Origin of the sequence: Archangium minus, from assembly GCF_044360475.1 — a bacterium.
Taxonomy (GTDB): domain Bacteria; phylum Myxococcota; class Myxococcia; order Myxococcales; family Myxococcaceae; genus Archangium; species Archangium minus.
The window spans coordinates 9648564-9667989 of record NZ_CP043494.1; the positions used below are offsets into that span (position 1 = coordinate 9648564).

16 protein-coding genes and 1 pseudogene are annotated in these 19426 nt (G+C 67.4%); 11 read left to right on the plus strand and 6 right to left on the minus strand.

Annotated features, from left to right (window positions below):
* The first annotated feature begins 105 nt into the window (after positions 1 to 105).
* Together F0U60_RS39375 and F0U60_RS39380 are read left to right on the plus strand one after the other, a co-directional pair.
* On the plus strand, positions 106 to 903 hold the full coding sequence (locus F0U60_RS39375; RefSeq protein WP_395807473.1) for a TatD family hydrolase: 798 nt from the start codon (positions 106 to 108) through the stop codon (positions 901 to 903).
* A 28-nt stretch (positions 904 to 931) separates the two neighbouring features.
* Positions 932 to 1798 (plus strand): ThiF family adenylyltransferase, encoded by an 867-nt coding sequence (locus F0U60_RS39380; RefSeq protein ID WP_395807475.1) that lies wholly within the window; start codon positions 932 to 934, stop codon positions 1796 to 1798.
* 142 nt (positions 1799 to 1940) lie between these two features.
* On the opposite strand, the gene F0U60_RS39385 is transcribed toward F0U60_RS39380, so the two are convergent.
* On the minus strand, positions 1941 to 3212 hold the full coding sequence (locus F0U60_RS39385; RefSeq protein ID WP_395807477.1) for a hypothetical protein: 1272 nt from the start codon (positions 3210 to 3212) through the stop codon (positions 1941 to 1943).
* A gap of 182 nt (positions 3213 to 3394) precedes the next feature.
* Here F0U60_RS39385 and F0U60_RS39390 point away from each other — a divergent pair, with 182 nt between their 5' ends.
* The 4 genes and pseudogenes from F0U60_RS39390 to F0U60_RS39405 form a co-directional block, all read left to right on the plus strand.
* The gene (locus F0U60_RS39390; protein ID WP_395807479.1) at positions 3395 to 4429 is read left to right on the plus strand and encodes a hypothetical protein; all 1035 of its coding nucleotides are present in this window, start codon (positions 3395 to 3397) and stop codon (positions 4427 to 4429) included.
* A complete protein-coding gene (locus tag F0U60_RS39395) occupies positions 4416 to 8048 on the plus strand; it encodes a hypothetical protein (protein ID WP_395807481.1) in 3633 nt (1210 codons plus the stop codon). Before F0U60_RS39390 ends, F0U60_RS39395 begins: the two co-directional genes overlap by 14 nt.
* Positions 8049 to 8065: 17 nt before the next feature.
* Positions 8066 to 9190: a trypsin-like peptidase domain-containing protein gene (locus F0U60_RS39400; protein ID WP_395807483.1), complete on the plus strand. Its 1125-nt coding sequence runs from the start codon at positions 8066 to 8068 to the stop codon at positions 9188 to 9190.
* Between the two features lie 32 nt (positions 9191 to 9222).
* Positions 9223 to 9675: pseudogene (locus tag F0U60_RS39405) on the plus strand (ThiF family adenylyltransferase); the annotation flags it as partial.
* Between the two features lie 140 nt (positions 9676 to 9815).
* Here the strand turns inward: F0U60_RS39405 and F0U60_RS39410 are convergent.
* The 3 genes from F0U60_RS39410 to F0U60_RS39420 all read right to left on the minus strand — a co-directional run bounded on the left by F0U60_RS39410 (position 9816) and on the right by F0U60_RS39420 (position 11829).
* Entirely contained in the window at positions 9816 to 10184 is a 369-nt protein-coding gene (locus F0U60_RS39410; protein WP_395807485.1) for a hypothetical protein, read from the minus strand.
* A complete protein-coding gene (locus F0U60_RS39415) occupies positions 10181 to 10711 on the minus strand; it encodes a hypothetical protein (protein WP_395807487.1) in 531 nt (176 codons plus the stop codon). Before F0U60_RS39415 ends, F0U60_RS39410 begins: the two co-directional genes overlap by 4 nt.
* A 164-nt stretch (positions 10712 to 10875) precedes the next feature.
* Positions 10876 to 11829 (minus strand): PD-(D/E)XK nuclease family protein, encoded by a 954-nt coding sequence (locus F0U60_RS39420; RefSeq protein WP_395807489.1) that lies wholly within the window; start codon positions 11827 to 11829, stop codon positions 10876 to 10878.
* Between the two features lie 114 nt (positions 11830 to 11943).
* On the opposite strand from F0U60_RS39420, the gene F0U60_RS39425 reads away from it, so the two are divergent.
* The 3 genes from F0U60_RS39425 (at position 11944) to F0U60_RS39435 (ending at position 14250) form a co-directional block, all read left to right on the plus strand.
* On the plus strand, positions 11944 to 12753 hold the full coding sequence (locus F0U60_RS39425) for an SDR family oxidoreductase (protein ID WP_395807491.1): 810 nt from the start codon (positions 11944 to 11946) through the stop codon (positions 12751 to 12753).
* Positions 12750 to 13880, plus strand: a complete 1131-nt coding sequence (mutY, locus tag F0U60_RS39430) for an A/G-specific adenine glycosylase (protein ID WP_395807493.1) — start codon at positions 12750 to 12752, stop codon at positions 13878 to 13880. Before F0U60_RS39425 ends, mutY begins: the two co-directional genes overlap by 4 nt.
* A gap of 139 nt (positions 13881 to 14019) precedes the next feature.
* The gene (locus tag F0U60_RS39435; protein WP_395807495.1) at positions 14020 to 14250 is read left to right on the plus strand and encodes a DUF2934 domain-containing protein; all 231 of its coding nucleotides are present in this window, start codon (positions 14020 to 14022) and stop codon (positions 14248 to 14250) included.
* 95 nt (positions 14251 to 14345) lie between these two features.
* Here F0U60_RS39435 and F0U60_RS39440 read toward each other — a convergent pair whose 3' ends face one another.
* Entirely contained in the window at positions 14346 to 15437 is a 1092-nt protein-coding gene (locus F0U60_RS39440; protein ID WP_395807497.1) for a hypothetical protein, read from the minus strand.
* Positions 15438 to 15449: 12 nt separating this feature from the next.
* Entirely contained in the window at positions 15450 to 16358 is a 909-nt protein-coding gene (locus F0U60_RS39445) for an alpha/beta fold hydrolase (RefSeq protein WP_395807499.1), read from the minus strand.
* Between the two features lie 89 nt (positions 16359 to 16447).
* Here F0U60_RS39445 and F0U60_RS39450 point away from each other — a divergent pair, with 89 nt between their 5' ends.
* Both F0U60_RS39450 and F0U60_RS39455 read left to right on the plus strand, forming a co-directional pair.
* Positions 16448 to 17299, plus strand: a complete 852-nt coding sequence (locus tag F0U60_RS39450) for a YwqG family protein (protein WP_395807501.1) — start codon at positions 16448 to 16450, stop codon at positions 17297 to 17299.
* 271 nt (positions 17300 to 17570) lie between these two features.
* On the plus strand, positions 17571 to 19391 hold the full coding sequence (locus F0U60_RS39455; RefSeq protein WP_395807503.1) for a methyl-accepting chemotaxis protein: 1821 nt from the start codon (positions 17571 to 17573) through the stop codon (positions 19389 to 19391).
* Positions 19392 to 19426 lie beyond the last annotated feature (35 nt).

The window sequence follows — 19426 nt, forward strand, 5'->3', positions numbered from 1 at the left end:
GTATAGGGTCGCCCCGAAGCAATGGGAGGCGGATTCGGGCACCCACACCGTGCCTGCTGTCGCGGGCTGAACGACGGACGAACGAAGTGCCACCGGACCTTTCCGATGATTGACACCCACTGCCATCTCGACGCACCGCGTTTCGATCCGGACCGTGAGGAAGTGCTCGCCCGGGCATGGGCCGCCGGACTGCACGGCATCCTCGTGCCAGGCGTGGGCCCGGAGAACTGGGAGCCGCTGCTGGCCATGTCCCGCGCCGAGCCGCGCCTCCAGGTGGGGCTCGGCATCCATCCGCAGTTATTGCCGGACATCCCCCCCGAGGAGGACGAGGAACACCTCGAGCGTCTGGATGCGCTCCTCGCACAAGGGGGTGCCATCGCCGTGGGCGAGTGCGGACTGGACGGGCCCTCCATCCCCGGAGCCCCCCTGGAGCGGCAGGTGGCGGTGCTGCGACGACACCTGGAGCTCGCGCGCAAGCACCACCTGCCCGTGCTGATGCACTGCTTCCGGGCCCACCCTGCCCTCATCGAGCTCTTCAAGCAGGAGCCCCTGCCCGAGGCCGGCGTGCTCATGCACAGCTACGGTGGGGGCGTGGACCTGGCGCGCTTCTACATTCAGAAGGGCTGCTATTTCTCCTTCGCGGGCCCTGTCACCTGGGCGGAGGCACGCAAGCCCCTGGACGCCCTGCGCGTCATCCCCCCCGACCGGCTGATGGCCGAGACGGACGCCCCGGACCAGGCCCCCACCCCCCATCGGGGACAGCGCTCGGAGCCCGGCTACCTGCCGCGCATCATCGAGGGCATGGCCCGGGTCCTGGGGGAGCCGGTGGAGGTGCTCGCCCAGCGGACGACCGAGAATGCCCGCCGCCTGTTCCGGGAAGCCTTTCCCACGTCTTCGCGGTAGGGATGCCGTCGCGTTATAGAGGCAACCCATGAATCCGCAGCCCCCTCCTCCCGAGACCGTCCCCGCCACCCCTGGCACCCCTGCCCCCTCGGAGCCCAAGCCCTTCAAGCTGCACCGGCGCTTCGACCGCACCGGCCGCCTGCTTGGAGACTCGGCGATGGAGCGGCTGTCACGCGCCCGTGTCGTGGTGTTCGGCCTGGGCGGCGTGGGCAGCTACGCCGCCGAGGGCCTGGTGCGCAGTGGGATTGGCCACCTCACGCTGGTGGACTTCGACACCGTGTGCGTCACCAACGCCAACCGGCAGCTCCACGCGACCGCGAAGACGGTGGGCAAGCCCAAGGCGGAGCTGATGGCGCAGCGCTGCAAGGAGATCAACCCCGACGCCCACGTCGAGGCCCTGCGCGAGTTCTACCGCGACGAGCTGGCTGACCAGCTGCTCGCCCCGGGCAGCTATGACTACGTGGTGGACGCCATCGACAACGTGAAGGCGAAGCTGCACCTGCTCCACCGCTGCGTCAGTCTGGGCATCCCGGTGGTGAGCTCCATGGGCGCGGCGGCCCGGCTGGATCCCACGGCCATCCGCGTGGAGGACCTGTGCGAGACGCACATGGATCCCTTCGCCAAGGACATCCGCAAGCTGCTCAAGCGCAAGTACGACGTGAACACCGACCGTCCCACGGGTATCACCGCCGTCTACTCCATTGAGACGCGCCGTCAGCCCGTGTCCCTGCGCTACGACGCCGACGATGGCTTCAGCTGCGTGTGCCCCAACGACAACGACTTCCACTCCTGCGAGCACCGCAACCAGATCGACGGCAGCGTGGCCTTCGTCACCTCCGTGTTCGGCATGAACGCGGCGGGCGTCGTGGTGCGGCGCCTCTCGCTGGGACGGTGAGCGTCCCTACGGGATGCGAGCCCGTGGAGGAGAGGTGCCCTTGAACCCGCGACGGCACACGTCTGTCGCTGAGTCGTGGGTGAATCCGGGCACTTCGAGTTCACGGCAGGATGGAGGGGTCTCCATGCGAGGCGCGGACCCATCAGTTCGCCGCCCCGTTCGTGAGCGGCACTTGCGAGACCCGCAGTGCGCTGTCCGCGAGCGTGCGGTTGAATACGTCCACGAGATTGCTTCCCTCCTCCCGAGCGACGACGAGGGAAAGGGCTCCTGATGCCAGCTCGACGTCCTTCTCGAGCCTCAGCTCACCTGTCGAAACTGTAGGGCTAAGAACGAGGCGGGTCTGAGCCAACACGTGCGGTGCATTCTTGCTATCTCGCGAGATCTCGAGCACGTAGGTCCTGGGTGCTGAGAGGTTGGTCACCGTAAGGCCGAGCCGCAGCTTGCCGTTCTCGAGGCTATAGCTGACCTGCTCCGAGATGGAGGGGGCGGGGATTTCGATCGCGGTGAGCAGCTCATCCTCCGTCTTTCCGTCGCGTGACCTCCAGCTCTTCATCGCCAGCGGGCGGACCAGGTCCCCGCGGTCCAGCACGAGGTTGAGCTGGGCCTCACCCGAGGCTCCGGCGGCCGAGCGCCCGCGGGCCACCACCGCAGTCGGGTCATTCCGAGCGGTGACCTGGAGTTCGATCACCTCGAACGGCTCGAGTCCCGACGCGTTCAAGGTGGCGGTCAGGCTCTTCGAGTCATACGAGTAGCCGGCCTGGAGCTGAGGGTGCTTGCTCTCCCCGGTCATCAGGTTCAGGGCGGGGATGAGCCCCACCACGAGAATCGCTCCCGCAAAGAACAACGTGGCCAGCCAGAGCTGCGAGCCCTGCTTGCCGCGGCGCTCGACGACATGCGCCATGAGCGCCTTGAGGTTGTTCGGATTGAGCTTCTTCGTGGTCAGAGTCGAGGCGCTTGCGGCGGCAAGGAGGCAGGCCACCATCAAGATGATGGAGATCGTGAGGAGTACCTTGCCCACCGTGGTGAAGGGGATGACGCTGTTGAAGAGAGCCAGGACCGTGCTCAGGGTCCCGGCACCGCCGAAGAGCCAGGACACGTACTTGTCGATCCGTTCTCCCGTCTCCTTGGGGGTCACATAAGTCCGCAGCTGCGTGTACGTCTGGCTCTCCTCCTCATCCAGGATGCGGCCATGGACCGTGTCGTTGGCATCCTTCGCCGCGATCTCGAAGGCGTTGAGCTTGCCGCAGCTGGGCGCGTTGGTGCACTTGAAGCTCACGCTCTGGAACTTCGGAGAGGGCGTCGGAGCGGCTGAGTCCGACGAGAACCCCTCGAAGACCATCACGCCCACCTCGGTCTGCTTCTCCGTGACGAAGTGGGTGAGATCGGTTCTGCAGCTTCCACAGACGTAAGGCATGGGTCCTCCAAGAGGTGAGGCCTGGGTGATAGCGGGTGGCCCCCGGAGGCGTGGCTCACAGAACTCGGGGCCGGTGGAGTCTACGCAACGGCCTTCGACGGTGCCACGAGCCTCCCCCGACACGCGAGGGGGGTGGTGCTGGCTCGTGCATGACCGGCGCGGTATGATCGCATGACGCCCAGATGCTTCTCTCCTCGGCTCAGACCAGCGCTCTGTTCTCGCGGCTCGACCAGCTCCTCGGTGGCCAGAGTCCTGCGGACACCATCGGAGCCTGGCTGGGACTGGCGGTGCGCAGCAGGATCGGCATCAAGACCTCAGTCCACGAGTACATCCATGCGCTGCTCCGGTTCTTCGACGAGGAGGGCCTCGCACCGCCGGAACCTGCCATCCTGCGGTTGTTGCGGCTGCCCGATTTCTCCGTCTTCCCCGAGCTGCAGCAGATCCGGACCGAGCTGGAAGCCCGCAAGATGGAGCAGACGGCGGACGATCCGTATGCCAGGTGCCAGCTCCACGTCGGTCCCTTCCTGGATCGGGCACGGCTCCGCGTCGTGCTGCGCCGATTCGTGGAGCGTGTGGCTGGTCCCAGGGTGTTGGTGGTGAACGGCCCCGCGCAGAGCGGCAAGTCCTACTCGAGCTGGTTCGTCAGCCACCTCAATGACACCATGCCCTCCTTCGTCACGTTCGCATACGCGGCCGAGAAGGGGCTCGCGGAAACCTACACGCTGGGCGACGTGGCGCGGGACCTCGTCCAGCTCGCCAAGGGACATCTGTCCACCATGCCGCCCCAGCGGGCCCAGGAGAAGCGCTGGGCTCAGGAGCTGTGCATCTGGATCCTCTCCGCTCTCAACCGCCCGGGACTGCCGTTCTGGCTGGTGCTCGACGGGTTCCGGGACGCACCTCCAGGAACCCAGGCCCTCATCCAGAATCTGGCGCATCACATCTCGCAGGCGCTCAACCAGACGGATGGCCGGCTCCTCCTGCTCGACTACGAGCCACGGTTGCTGGCGCCTTGCCCGGTGGAAGTCGAGGAACTGCGCGCCATCGAGCCGCTGCACATCACGGAGTACTTCCAGAGACTCCTGCCCGGGCAGGACGCCGCCATCATCCAGCGCGCGGTGACGGAGGTGCTTCAGCGCGTGACGCTGCTGCCCACGGAGCCGGGCTGGCAGTCCCAGGTCTTCATCGCGGTCCGGGAGGTCTCCGATGCACTCCGCTGATCGCAAGCTCACCCTGGAGGAAGTGGAGCAGCGGTTCGCGAAGCTGAAGCCTCCCACCGCTCCGGTCCAGGAGGAGGTGGTGGAGCCACTGCGCTGGGAGTACCGCATGGCGGCCTGCGTCCTCTCGACGTTCGAGCCCACCACGCTCCGGCCGCTCCACGCCCAGGATGTCCGGGAGGGGGCGCTACAGCACCTCATGGGCGACTGCGAGGCGGTGACGACTCCCGGTGGCAGGACGCGGTGGACGTTGCGCCAGGGCGTCCGCCAGGCGGCCATCACGCGTCTTGGCTCGCGCGCGGAGCTGTTGCGCGCGCTCGCGGCGAACCCGCCCGGTGAGCCTGAGCTCCTCCAGCGGATGATCTCGGACTGGCTGAAGGGCACGGCCCGGCCTCTCGAGGAGCAGGGACTGGAGGAGCTGGTCTGCACGCTTCAAGTGGTGCACTGGTTCCGGGCGCTGGTGCCGGAATTGCCCGGCCCCGAGCAGGTCCAGCGCCGCCTGGAATGGCTGCAGTTCATGGCGCCGTTCCAGTATCTCGCGGGGCAGCGCTTTTGTGGCCGCAGTGCCGAGCTGCAGAAGCTCCGCGACTACGTGGGGGTCGTTGATGTCTCCGCGTCGGAGGCCGTCCGGCGGTCCCTGCTGGAGGCGTTCGGCTCTTTTTCCCGGAAGCCGCTCTTCGTCCATGGGCCGGGGGGAATGGGCAAGTCCACCCTCCTCGCCCGCTTCATTCTCGAGCACGCTGAAGCCGAGGAGCCGATCCCGTTCATCTATCTCGACTTCGATGATCCGGCGCTCCTGCTCGACAACCCGGCCACGTTGCTCGTGGAAATCGCCCGGCAACTGAGTCTCCAGCGTCCGGAGATGAAGGAACTCGCGCGGTTTCGTCGTGTCTGCGAGGGCGTCACCTCGGCGCGGGCGCATCAATGGCGGCGCCTGACGGATGAGGAGCGCACGCCCACAGCCGGGTCGCTCTCCGCCCTGCTGGAGCGTCTGGAATCCCTGGGAGATGAAGCCCACCCACCGACCCACCCGGATGCGGTACAACCCCGCCTCACGCTCTGGCCACATTGGCAGGTCCTGACCGAGACCCTGAGCGTCATCCTGGCGACGATGCTTCGGAGCCAGTCCCCCAGGAGACTGCCTCGCGTCCTGCTCGTGCTCGACACGTACGAGGAGGTGCAGTTCAGGGGCATCGGTCATGTCGAGACCCTGGCGCTCTTCCTGGTGTTGCTCCAGGAAAGCTGCCCCGAGCTGCGCACGGTGATCTGCGGCCGGGCTCCCACGGAAACCATGCGGGCCGACGCACTCCCGTTGACGGAGCTCGATACCAAGGCGTCCCGGGAGCTGCTGCGCTTGAGCGGCGTGGAGGATGATGAGGCGATCGACGGCCTCGTGAAGCAACTCGGTGGGAATCCGCTGACGCTCAAGCTGGCGGCGGATGTGGTGAAGCGGGAGGGCTCCAGCCGCGGCGGTATCGAGGGCCTCAAAACGCGTCGGCTGTTCTTCTTCAGCGCGCGAGAGGCAGTGATCCAGGGGCAGCTCTACCAGCGCATCCTGGGGCACATCCATGATCCGCGGGTACGGAAGCTGGCCCATCCTGGCCTGGTGGTGCGGCGCATCACCCCGGAGATCATCGCCAGGGTGCTCGCGGGCCCCTGCGAGCTGCACCTGGACGGACTCGGGGACGCGGAGGTGCTCTTCGAGGAGTTCAAGCGCGAGGTGTCGCTCGTCTTCGTCGCGGCGGATCAGTCCCTGCACCACCGGACCGACGTCCGGCGAGTGATGCTGGAGGCGCTCAAGGCCGAGAAACCCGTCCAGGTCCAGGAGATCCACGAGGCGGCGGTTCGCTACTACGAAGGCAACGCGGATCCGCTCAGCCGGGCAGAGGAAATCTACCACCGCCTCTCGATGGGAGCGTCGCCCCGGGAGGTGGAGGGGCGCTGGATGCCAGGGGTCGAGCCGTACCTGGGCAATGCGTTGGAGGAGCTACCGCCAGCAGCCAGACCGTTCCTGGCCTCGCGGTTGGGGTTGGAGCTGCCGCCACGCATGTGGGAGGAGGCGGAGCTGGCGGATTGGGAGCGCAATGTGGAGTCGCGCGTGCGGGGGATGTTGGAACGCGGCGAGGCCCATCTGGCGCCCCAGGTACTGGGGGCTCGCAAGGAGCGCACTCCCGGGAGTCCGCTCTACGAATTGGAAGCCCAGGTGCTTCAACGGCTCGGGAAGATGGACGAAGCGCTCGAGGTGGTGGAGGAGGGATTGGCCACCGCGACCCCGATGGCGGGAGCCTCCTCGGTACCGCTGCTGCTGCTCCGCGGCGAGCTGGCTACCACCCTGCAGCAGCACGAGCGTGCGAATGAAAGCTTGAGTCATGCCGAGCAGATCGCGCGGAGGATCGGGCGGGAGGACCTCGTGCTGCAGGCGCTCGTCGCGCGCGTGCGGAGTGGCGCGAGCAGCCCGGAACAGTGGCGCGAGCGAGCAGGTGCCCTCCAGGCCTTCCTCGCGGGTGCTGCACACGAGCTCTTGGCCCGACGCGACCGGCTCGCGAGGTTGGCCTTCGGCCTGGTGGCGGGCAGTCAGCGCGAGTTGCTGGTTCGAGGCCTCAAGGTCGTGGGATTCGGCGAGGTCCGGGCCTCGGCTCCCGATGTGCGGGATGTGCTGTGCCTGCTGCGACGTACAGGGTGGCCCTCGGCGCCGAACGCGCTTGAGGCGGGTGCGGTCGAGGATTTCCTGGTGGACGTCCTCCAGGCGAGGCACTGCCCTCCAGAGCTCGGCACCTGGGTTGCTCGGATCTTCATGCTCGAGGGGCTTCCCGAGGATCCTGAACGCACTGCTCGCGAGAGGCGCTGGGCAGCGGTGAGCCATGAGGAGGGCTCGGGGTGGGACGGGGGGGTACCCGGCTGGATTGTCCAATCCTACGAACCATTCCAAAAGGCGCTCGGTGAACGGCCGATCTTCCTGAGAGCGCTCGAGGGCAGGTACCCCGGACGCGTGGCGCTGGAGTCACTCGAGGCGGTTCTGGAAATAACGCGGGAGGCGGACGAGGCCGGCGTGAGAATCCCGATGCTTCTGATTCGCGCGGAACTGGCCAGCCGCATGGGCGACATCGCGCTCGCGGAGACGAGTCTGCTTCAGGTCGCTCGGATCGCGCAGCGCACGAGGCAGTTCGACAGATGGCTGCAGGCTCTCACCCGCCGCGCCCAGCTCGACGCGGCGACTCCGGAACAATGGTACGAGCGAAGGGACTCACTCGCCGCGCTACTGGCCGCGAACCCCAACCATGTCGCCAACAAGAATCCACAGCTCGCACGGCTGGGAATCGGGCTGGTGGCCTCGGCCCGTCCCGAGCTATTGATGTGGGGGCTTGAGGGCGTGGGACTCGGGGGTGACGGCTTCATGCTCTTGCGCATCGGCGATGACATCGCACGGCTCCTGCGGCACGCGGGATGGCCCCGCGTACAGGCCGTCTGGTATCACCCAACTGCCGCCGAACGGTTCCTGGCCGAGGTCTTGAGATCCCGGGACTGTCCAGCCGATCTACCCGCGATGCTCGCCCTGACCTTCGTCGAGCGTGGGAGCCTCGAGCTGGACACAACCCCCCTGCGAGGAGACACCGTCAAGTGAGCCTCTCTGGGGGAAGCGTGGAATTCAGATACCTGAAGCAGGACGAGATCAACGAGCTGACGGCCGCAGCCACCAGGATGGGGCTCGGCAACCCGATGACCCAGATGATGCTGCTGGGCAGCCTCAACCCCCAGTTCGCGGGAAGCATCCAGACGTTGGGCCTTCCGCCTTCGGTGATGCTGCTCAATACCCTCAACCGGCTCAATGGCACCGAGCGCCTGACGGATGGCTCCGTGCCACTCGAAGCCTGGCTGAAGAGCGCGGTGGCAGTGGCGGGGCCGGTAGAGGACGCAAAGGTCTTCGCCCGAGCACTCTCCGTCATATCGCAGCGCTCATCGGGTGCTCCGCCCATCGATCTGGAGAGTGTCCCGGAGCGCAAGGAGCGGATCATCCATCAGAACGACATGGTGTCGTTCGGTTTCTTCGCGGGAGCGGTTGCAGCTGGCGCGGCCGTGGCCCTGGTGACGGTGCCCCGCTACGACGGAGGCGCGCGCCGCATGCTCGCGAGTGGAGGGGACTACCTCTCCCAGGGGACGGCTTGGCTGCTCACCCCCGAGTTGGCCATCACCAACCACCACATCATCCATGCGCGGCAGGATGGGGAAGCCGCCGCGGCACGCTCGGATTTCGAGCTACAGGCGGCGAACGCAAGACTCGGTTTCGACTTCGACTCCAAGGCCCAGGTGCCGGTGTCGGTCGCGGTCGCGAAGCTGGAGAGCTGCGATCCAGGCCTCGATTACGCAGTCCTGAGGCTCGCGCAGAGGCAGACCCGCCGGCCGCTCACCGTGAAGACCGGCTTGGTGGCGGTGGGAACACCGGTGAACATCATCCAGCACCCGCTCGGGCAGGAAAAGAAGGTCGCCTGTCGGAACAACCTCGTCACAGCGAGCGCCCCCGCCGAGCTTCGCTACTTCACGGACACGCAGCAGGGGTCCTCCGGCTCTCCCGTGCTCGATGATTCGTGGCAGGTCGTGGCCCTGCACCGGTCGTCGGTTTGCGTGGAGAACGTCAGCTTCCAGGGGAAGGCCACGGCCTGGGTCAATGTGGGCGTCCCCATGGGGCGTGTGCTGGAGCACATCCGGCAGAACGCGCCCGAGCCGCTGTGGCAGGAAATCCGCCAGGCGCAGCCCGAACTCGGCTGAGCCACCAGCACTCGTGGCCTACGTATCGAGCCCCGGGCAGCTATGACTACGTGGTGGACGCCATCGACAACGTGAAGGCGAAGCTGCACCTGCTCCACCGCTGCGTCAGCCTGGGCATCCCGGTGGTGAGCTCCATGGGCGCGGCGGCCCGGCTGGATCCCACGGCCATCCGCGTGGAGGACCTGTGCGAGACGCACATGGATCCCTTCGCCAAGGACATCCGCAAGCTGCTCAAGCGCAAGTACGACGTGAACACCGACCGTCCCACGGGTATCACCGCCGTCTACTCCATTGAGACGCGCCGTCAGCCCGTGTCCCTGCGCTACGACGCCGACGATGGCTTCAGCTGCGTGTGCCCCAACGACAACGACTTCCACTCCTGCGAGCACCGCAACCAGATCGACGGCAGCGTGGCCTTCGTCACCTCCGTGTTCGGCATGAACGCGGCGGGCGTCGTGGTGCGACGCCTCTCGCTGGGACGGTAGGCCGCCCGCCTCAGGCCGCCTTCGCCGCCGCCTGCTCGCGGCCACAGGGGCGGCGGAAGGTGCCCACCCTGGTGCCTCTGGTTCCCCAGGTCATCCTCAACTGTCGCCACGCGGTATCGTCGAGGAACGACTTGAGGGTTTCACTCCGACGCGCGTGTCCCAGGAGAGGGGGCTGGGAGTAGCAACCTCCTGTCGAGGTGGCGGACGTGGAAGACGGAGTAGGGCTGGCCGGAAACCAGGACATAGGCTCCATGCGGCGGCTCGGGGTGCTCCTTCAACCAGGTCTCCGCCTCCGCGAGCGAACCGAAGGACGCCACCGTGGGGAGAGTGCCATCCGGGCTGTTCCAGCTCTGGAGGAACGCCTCGAATGGATAGAAGTTGCCCGTCACCTCGATGAAGTCCAAAGCGAAATAGGCAACCGCCAGCAGTTCCTTCTCTTCGGAGGAAGCAGTTGTCCGAAGGCGTACGAGCAACTCCTGCACTTTGGGAAGGAGCTCATGCATGTTCATGGAGACACCGTCGCGAGGTGCGAGCCATCAGGGAATCCCGCCGAGGTTAGCAGTATGACAGGCGCGAGCACGAGAGCCCCAGCCCCAGCGGAAGCCACGACGAAGACCACCCCCGCGATGACGACGACGCTTCCAACCAGAATCGCCTTGCGATTGCGCTTCAGCCATTCAACGGCGCGCTCTGTCGCGGTGAATTCATGGGTCTGACGCACTCGCAATTCCTGCAGTTCTTCGCAGTCCCGGTAGGCCTGCCAGCATCCATCCCGGCAGATGCGACCATGTGCGCCGCTACCTTGCTTGACATGTTCATAACCAGGAGCAAGAGGGCGCTTCAAGCAGTCATCCTGGCAATCATTGAACTCCGCATGGCAATCCCGCAGTCTGGCCGAGGCAAAGACAGTGCTACCGGACAGACTGTTGCCACCCAATGGCTGGCGATAATGCGAGAGGTCGAGTTCCTCGACGCGCCGCCAGGAGTGAGTCACCTGCGCATGGGGCGTCTCCTCGATGAGGAGCACGAAACCCATGAGCTCTCTAGGGCTGGCAGGGGCTGCATGACGAGTGGCGCCACAGGAAGTCAGCAATACGAGGAGGATGAGGGTAAGGAGCCTTGTTGAAGTATCTGAGGGCTTCATTCGGACACTCTGGGCCCTGGCCGTGGATGGAGGCGAAGACCTTGACGGCCTGAGACTCAGGCCACCTTCGCCGCCGCCTGCTCGCGGCCACAGGGGCGGCGGAACGCGCAGCGGGCACACGAGGCCAGGTTCTCCGTCTGCGCGAAGAAGGACTCGCCCTTGGGTGTGTTCGTGGCCGGGTCCTCCAGCAGCTCGCGCATCCGCGCCACGCTCTGCGCGAAGCGGGACTTGAAGCCCTCCACCGCATCGCGGTCCACCTGCACCTGCTGCTCCGCCCCGTCGTTCAGGTACACCAGCGACGCGCGCACCTTCTCCAGGGGCAGCCGGTAGCGCTGCGAAACGTAGAGCGCGTAGCCCAGCACCTGCTCGTCGTACCCGTCTCGCGCCTTCCCCGTCTTCCAGTCCACCACCACCGGCGCGCCCTCCGCGTCCACGAAGGCGAAGTCTGGAATGGCGAAGACCTTCACACCGTCCAACGTGAAGGTGGAGAAGTCCGCGCCCGCGTCCACCTCCAGCCACTGCGCGGGCTTCAGCGCCCGCACCAGCGCCGGCCAACGCGAGCTGAAGAACCAGCTCAGCGCCGAGCGCACCGTCTCCGCGTTCTGCTTCCAGGCCTCGTCCGGCACGGCCTCGTCGTACTCGTGCTCCACCAAGCCGGAGAACGTCTTGCGGTACTTCTGCGTCCAGTAGGACTTGCCGCGCGAGTACCGGAAGTCCTCCCGCATGAGGTCGAGCGCCCGCTTCTCCACCTTCGCCGGATCCACCTCGCGCCCCGCCCGCCAATCCAGCAGCGCATCCCGGATGGCGTCGTGCACCACGCTGCCCGCCCAGGTGTAGCGGTTGCCCAGCTTCTTGAGCACGTACAACTCACGCACCTCCTTCGGTGCGCCTGACTCCCAGCCGCCCCAGGAGCGGTAGTAGTAGAAGTAGTAGGCCCGCTGGCATTCCTGGAGCTTCTCGTGACGGCTCTTGGACCAGGAGAAGTCGTTGGTAAAGGACGTGCGCCGCATGGAAGCCGCGCATCCTAGATAGGGCCTCGCTCAACTTGAAAGAGGGACAGGCGTGCAGGCACACCCCGGCAGGTCCTTTTCCGACACGGGCGAGCCGCTAAGGTGCGCGCCGCCATGGCAACCAAAGCATTCCAGGAGAAGGTGGTACTCATCACCGGCGCCTCCAGCGGCATCGGACGGGCTGCCGCCAAGGCCTACGCCGCGCAGGGGGCCCACCTTGTGCTCGCCGCGCGCCGCGAGTCTCACTTGCAGGACGCTGCGCGTGAGGTGGAAGCACTCGGCGTGCGGGCACTCCCCGTGCGCTGTGACATCACGAGAGAGGAGGACGTGACGCGGCTGGTGCAGGAGACGGAGCGCGCGTTCGGCGGGTTGGACATCCTCGTCAACAACGCGGGGCTCGGGCTCTACGGGCCCGTCGAGGGCTTCAGCGAGACCCAGCTGCGTCAGGTCTTCGAGATCAACTTCTTCGGCCTCGTGCGCGTCACCCGCGCCGCCCTGCCCCTGCTGCGCAAGCGCGCCCCAGGCTCCCAGGTGGTCAACGTCAGCTCCGTGCTCGGACACCGGGGTCTGCCCCTGCTCGGTGGCTATGGCTCCTCCAAGGCCGCGGTGAACCTCCTCACCGAGTCCCTGCGCGCCGAGCTCGCCGCCGAGGGTATCTCCGTGCTGCTCGTCTCCCCGGGCCTCACCGAGACAGAGTTCCGCGACTCGCGCCTCAACGCCGAGGGCTGGAAGCAGGACGCCATCCCCCTCAACGCGATGAGCTCCGAGGCCGTGGCCAACGCCATGGTGCGCGCCAGCCGCCGCAAGCGCCGGGAGACCGTGCTCACCCTCCCTGGGCGCGTCATGGTGCTCGCCAACCGGTGGATGCCGAGTCTCTTCGACCGCGTTGCACGCCGCGTTGTGAATCCGGCCAGAAAGCCATGAGCCCTCCGCGCAAGCGCAAGGAGTCCTCCGCCGAGCGCCTCGTCGAGCCCGGGCGCCGCGAGTCGCTGCGCACACGGCTGCTGGAGTGGTACGACCGGCAGAAGCGCGACCTGCCCTGGCGTCGCACGCGCGACCCCTACGCCATCTGGCTCAGCGAAGTCATGTTGCAGCAGACCCAGGTGGCCACCGTCATCCCCTACTGGGAGCGGTTCCTCCAGCGCTTCCCCTCGGTGGAGGCCCTGGCCGCCGCGCCGCTGCCGGACGTGCTCGCCCTGTGGCGGGGGCTCGGCTACTACTCGCGCGCGCGCAACCTGCACGGCGCGGCTCAAGAGGTGGTGGCCCGCTTCGGCGGCAAGCTCCCCTCCACCGCCGCTGAGCTGCTCACCCTCCCCGGCTTCGGTCGCTACACCGCGGGGGCCGTGGCCTCCATCGCCTTCGGCGAGCCCGCTCCTCTCGTGGACGGCAACGTGGCCCGCGTCCTCTCCCGCATCTTCGAGGTGGAGGGAGCACCCGGAGACCGCGCTCGCGAGGCTCGACTGTGGGCGCTCGCCACCGAGCTCGTCCACGGCGAGCGGCCCGGCGACTTCAACCAGGCCCTCATGGAGCACGGCGCCACCGTGTGCCGTCCGGAGAGCCCCCTGTGCCTCCTGTGTCCCGTGCGCGAGGAGTGTCTCGCCTACCGCCACGGCCGCGTGGACGAGCTGCCCCCGGCCAGGGTTCGCGCCGCGCCCAAGCGCATGACGCTCGCCGTGGCCGTCTGGGCCCACGAGGGTCGGCTGCTGCTCGCGCGCCGCGCGGAGAAAGGCCTCTTCGGTGGCCTGTGGGAGCTGCCCGCTGCGGAAGTGGACGACGACACGCCTGACACAGAGTCCACCTCTCGCTTGGCCGAGGCACTCGGCGCAGACGTCACCCTCCGGGGACACCTCGGCACCGTGCGCCGGCAGCTCACCCACCGCGCCCTCTCACTCCGGCTCCTGCGCGTGACGGGAGCCACGCACCCCACGCACGCCCCCGCCTTCCGCGAGCTGCGCTGGTGCACCCCCGACGAGGCCTCCTCGCTCGGCATGAGCACCGCGATGCACAAGGCCCTCGAGGCCGCTGTCTCCGCTGGAGCACTTCAAGCGTGAGCACTGTCCGGCAACGGACAAGCCCCGCGCCGGCATGTTGCTCCGAGAACGCAGGGCTTCGCGCCCAATTTCCCCGCTCCGATGACGGTGCTGATGTTGTGGGGAGCAGTCTTCCTTTTGCCCCCGAAGGAGCCCCCACATGGCACGAGCAAACGCCAAGGCGACCCAGAACACGTCTTCCCAGCAGCACGCGCAGCCGCAGCAGGTGGCGGAGACCTCGCGCAACGCCGCCAACTCCAACCGCAGTGGGCCCACCCAGGAGCAGATCGCCCGGCGCGCCTATGAGCTCTTCCTCGCGCGTGGCGGTAGCCACGGCCGTCATGAGGACGATTGGATCCAGGCCGAGCGCGAGCTGCGGCTCGGACGCTGAGCGCCTCAGCGCGCGAGCGTCTTCACTTCCCGCACCAGGTCCGCAATCGTCGTGCGCTCGAGAGGTCCTTCTCCATCGCGAGTGGGGCCTCCTCGTCAGCTGACGTACGGTGTCCGCACCGCTTCGGACTCCGCCACCAGCGCCGCCCGGAGCCGCCGCTGAGCCACCTTGAGCTGCTCGAGGACGTGCTCAGCATCCACCACCGTGCGCATCGCCAGGCCACACGCCGGCGTCAGCAGCACCTGCGCGCCCACCCGCGCGAAGTCGTACCCCGGCGGCAAAGCCGCCTCGAGCGACACCTCCACCGCGTCCACCAGCTCCCCCACCTCGTACGTGGAAGTCAGATCCGTGGGGATGATGCCCAGGCTCAACGTCGCCCCGGACTCCAGGAAGCGCGCGAACGCACTCGACTCCTCCAGCACCGCGTCCAGCGACAGCCGCACATCCAGCGACAGCACATCCATCCCCGCCTCCAGCAGGCTCCCCCAGTGCGTGTTGCCGCAGCAGTGCACGCCCACCAGCGCGCCCTCACGCTGCAGCGCGACCACCAGCAACCGCAGCTCCTGCATGGCCAGCAGGTGCCTCGGGTTGGAGCGATCGAAGGCGTAGAGCCCCGGCTCATCCAGGAAGAAGAGGGGCGTCGTCCCTGCTCGGCGCAGCGCCTTCACCATGGCCAGTGAGCGCGCCAGCAGCAGCCGGAACATGGCCTCGTCCAGCCCCGGCACATCCAAGGCTGCCTGCCCCTCGCTCGTGCGAGCCACCGAGCGCACCGTAAAGGGCCCCGCGAGCTGCGCCTTGGCGAAGGCCAGCTTCCGGTTCTCCACCTCCCAGAGGAACGGCCGCCACGCTCGGCACCCCTCCAGTGAGGGCTCGAAGGCCTCCACGGCGCCCGAGGACAGCGCCGCCTCCAACCGCTCCTCGAAGTTCCCGCGCGCGCTGGCCCACGTCTCCAGGTCCACCGAGCACAGGCCCTCGTCATCCCATCGCAGCCCCGGCAGCCCCTCGAGCGCCTGCGGAATCATGAACTCCGAGGGCCGCCCGATCGGCAACTGGGGCAGGAAGGGAATGTCCAGCGCGAGCGCGGCCTGCAGGCCCATCTCGAGCTGGGTGTGCGGAAGACTCCCGATGCCTGTGGTGGCACAGGTGGGCAGCAACTGAAGGGCACGGCGGATGTTCGGCGCGCTCATGGTTCCCCCAATCTAAGCAACCTTCACCCCAGGCCCCACTGCTGCCTGGCCCTGGCTGTCGAGCCACCTTTCCACCGTGGCGAGGAACTCCTCCGGAATCTCCATCATCGGCGTGTGACCGATGCCCTGGTATTCCACGTACGTCCAATCCGGCCGCACCCGCGCCAGCTCGCGGGAGTTGGCCACCGGCACCAGCCGATCCTCGGTGCCATGGATGAGCAGCGTGGGGACGCGAATCGCCTTCTCCATCGCGCGGAACTTCTTCTTGCGCAGCAGCATCATCACCAGCGAGCGCGCGGCCTCGACGAAGGCATCATCGGACCAGGGCATCTGCTTGTGCCGCTCGCAGGCGAACTCCACATGCGCCCGTACGACTTCCTCCGGGAAGCGGCTCAGGTCCCGACAGCACAGCTGGAGCATGCCCCGCGCCAGCTTCTCGGGCTCATACCTGGCCGAGCGCCGCTTCACGAAGAACTCGCCCACCCCCGGAATCGCGTAGAGGGCGAACATCATGAACACGGCCCGCTCCATTCGGGTGTTCTCGGCACTCGGCTGCGCGGGGTTCACCAGCACCAACCCGGACACCCGCTGGGGCTGGCGGGCAGCCTGCATCACCGAAATGGCCCCGCCCATGGAGTTGCCCATCAGGAGGACGGGCTCAGAGGGGGACACCGCCTGAATGAAGGAGTCCAGCAGGGCCTGGTTGGCGTGGACACTCGCCGAGCGTCCCGCCAGCGGCGTACGGCCGAAGCCCGCCAGGTCCAGCGCAAACACCCGCGCGCGCCGGGCCAGCTTCTCCCCCACCATCATCCAGTTGTGGTGCGAGCCTCCCAGCCCATGCACCAGCACCATCGTCGGTCCGGAGCCACCGAAGTCGACGTAGTGAACGGGTCCGCCAAGATCGAGCGTGCGCGTGATCATCGCCCCTCCCTACCACGTCCCTGGAGGGAAAGGACCGCCCGACAGCCGATGCTGGACGCTGTCGGCGAGTCGAGTAGCCTGCCGCACACATGCCCGAGCTTCCCACCCTGCCCCCCTCGCTGGATGCCTGGCGCGACCGCATCGAGACCGCCCTCGCGCCCTGCATCCTCTTCACCGCCCGGGATGAGGAGGATCCGGGCCTGCCCGGGTGCCGCTACGGAGGACACCCGCTCGTTCCACCGGGGACGCCGTGGCCCCACTCTCCCCGCGGCCCGCTCGCCTTCGTGGGACAGCTCGATTTCGCCGAGCTGGCCGCGTGCCGGGCGGAGTCCTTGCCGGACCTGCCTCGCGACGGTGTCCTCGCCCTCTTCTACGACGTCCAGGAGCAGCCCTGGGGGTTCGACCCGAAGGACAGCGCCTCGTCGAAGCTCCTGTGGACGCCGCGCAGCGCGGACGCGGTGGCACTCGCTCCACCTCGGGAATTGGAAGAGGCGGGCCTGGCCTTCGACCTTCCCCTGAAGCTCACGCCCCGGCTCGGCCTGTCCCTGCCCGATCCTTGGGATCGCCGCGCATCCCTGCCCGTGGACGAGTGGGGCCAGGACGCGGCGGATGACTACACGGTGCTGCGCGAGCGCCTCACAGGCGGCGAGCACGCTCACCAGGTAGGGGGGCACCCCTGGTGGATCCAAAGCGACGCACGCCTGGAGGCCCAGCTCGTCTCCCACGGCCTGTACTGCGGCGACTCACGCGGCTACGACTCGCCCCAGGCCCGGCGGCTGGAGTCCGGCGCCCATGACTGGAGCCTGATGTGGCAGATCGGCTCCGACGACGCGTCCGGCTTCATGTGGGGAGATATGGGCAACCTGTACCTCCTCATCCGGGACGCGGACCTGAGAGCCCGCCGGTTCGACCGAGCCTGGCTGGGCCTCCAGTGCGGGTAGGCCTCCAGGACCCAACGTACGCCTGCCCGCTCCACGGTCGGGCCCGGGTATTTGGCCCACCGCGTACAGGCGGTGTAGGCTCTCCTTAGTGCAGTCGAGGGAGAATCCTTGATGGCCATGGAATCAACTGCTCCTGACTCCGACGAACGGATGCTCACGTAGGCGGATAGCGGCCAGCCCGGGCTGGTTCCCGAACGTCTTCAATCTTCCCCCTTTACCCAGCTAGGCTGGAACCGCTCGCTCCCAGAGAGACACGTCGGTAGACGCCACCATGCAATCGGACGAAATCAAAAGCCTCACCAAGAAGATCTACAACGCCTACCAGATCAACAACATGCTGGGGGCGGCTCCGTTGGTCCTCACGTTCGCCATCCTCCTCGGCATCAAGTCGGGGAAGGAGACGACGACCGCCATCATCCTGGCGGGCGTCATCTCCGCGGCGTTCGGCGCCGTTCCCAACCTGGTCACGCGCTCCGAGCTCCAGAAGGCTTTCGCACCGACTGATCCCGAGACCCGGCTGCGGCTGATCCTCAAGGTCCCCCGCATCCTCGAGTGGAAGATCCTGGGCGCGCTCCTGATCTTCGCGGCCGGCTACATCACGACGCTCGTCGTCATGTTCGACAAGAGCGTCATGTCGATCCCCTGGGGCCTCACGTTGATGTACCTCATCAACTCGCTCATGTGGATCCAGGTCCGGCTCTCCATCGAGAGCTACCTGCGCCCGTACGCGATGAAGGAGTTCCATCGCATCCCGTCGCCGAACATCCAGGACAGGGGCTACCTCTGGCCGCGCCAGGAGTGGTTCCTCCCCTACGCGTTCGGCATCTTCATCGCCTGCACCGTGGCGACGATGCTCACCATCATCTTCAAGAGCGCCGAAGGCATGATGCCGGAGATGGCCGCCACGATGAGCGGCATGTCGGCCGAGCAGCTCGCGAGCTACCTGCAGCAGAGCCTGGGCATGCTGGCCAAGCAGCTGATGGTGCCGCTGCTGGTCGTCGGCGTGTACATCCTGCTCAACGCCGCCAGCTCCGCGTGGCGCGTGGCCCGTCACCAGGTGGAGGGCGCTCGGGCCGTCCAGGAGTCCATTGAGGCGCTGGTGTCCGGTACGCCCAAGCTGCCGGCGTGGGTGAGCACGGATGAGATCGGCGACCTGGCGCAGGCGACGAGCAAGGCCTTCGCGAAGCTGCGGGCGCTCTCGCTCGCCCTGAAGGAGTCCGCGCAGAGCCTGGGCAGCTCCGCTCAGGAGCTGGGCATGTCCACCACGAAGCAGACCGAGGTGCTCTCCCGTCAGGCCGCCGCGCTCCAGGAGACCCAGGTCACCGCCCAGGAGATCAAGGAGACCTCCACCCTGGCCTTCCAGAAGGCCGAGAACGTCCTCAAGGAGACCGAGCGCGCCGACGCCATCAGCCGTGCCGGCGAGGAGGTCATCGAGCAGAGCCTCGCCGGCCTGGAGAGCATCCGCCAGCAGGTGATGGAGATGGCCCGGCGCATCAAGGAGCTGGACGGCAGAACGCGGCAGATCGGCAACATCACCACCACGGTGAAGGACCTCGCCGACCAGTCCAACATGCTCGCGCTCAACGCCGCCATCGAGGCCGTGCGCTCGGGCGAGCACGGCAAGGGCTTCGCCGTCGTTGCCCGCGAAATCCGCATGCTGGCCGACCAGTCCATCAAGGCCACGCGCAACGTGCGCGAGCTGCTCCAGGACATCAGCACCGCCATCCGCACCACGGTGGAGATCACCGAGCGCGGTTCGGCGAGGATCGACAGCAGCCTCGGGCAGGTGCGCGAGTTCGGAAACAACATCCGTCAGCTGTCAGGCATCGTCCGGGAGAACGCCGCCTCCGTCCGGCAGATCTCCGCGGCTGTCGCCCAGCAGAACGCGGGCATCAGCCAGATCTTCCAGGCCGTCAATGAGCTGTCCACGATGATGGATCAGACGATGACGCGGCTGCGCTCCTCGGAGGACGCGATGAACGTCGTCCAGGGCGTGGTCGAGCGCGTCACCGGCTTCGTGGGCGAGTACGAGTGGGAGAGCGAGGAGCTTGCCAAGCAGGCCACCGTCTCCCGTTCCGAGCCCATGGCCTAGCCGCAGCACACGGCCTGGAGCCGCCCCCCCGGCTC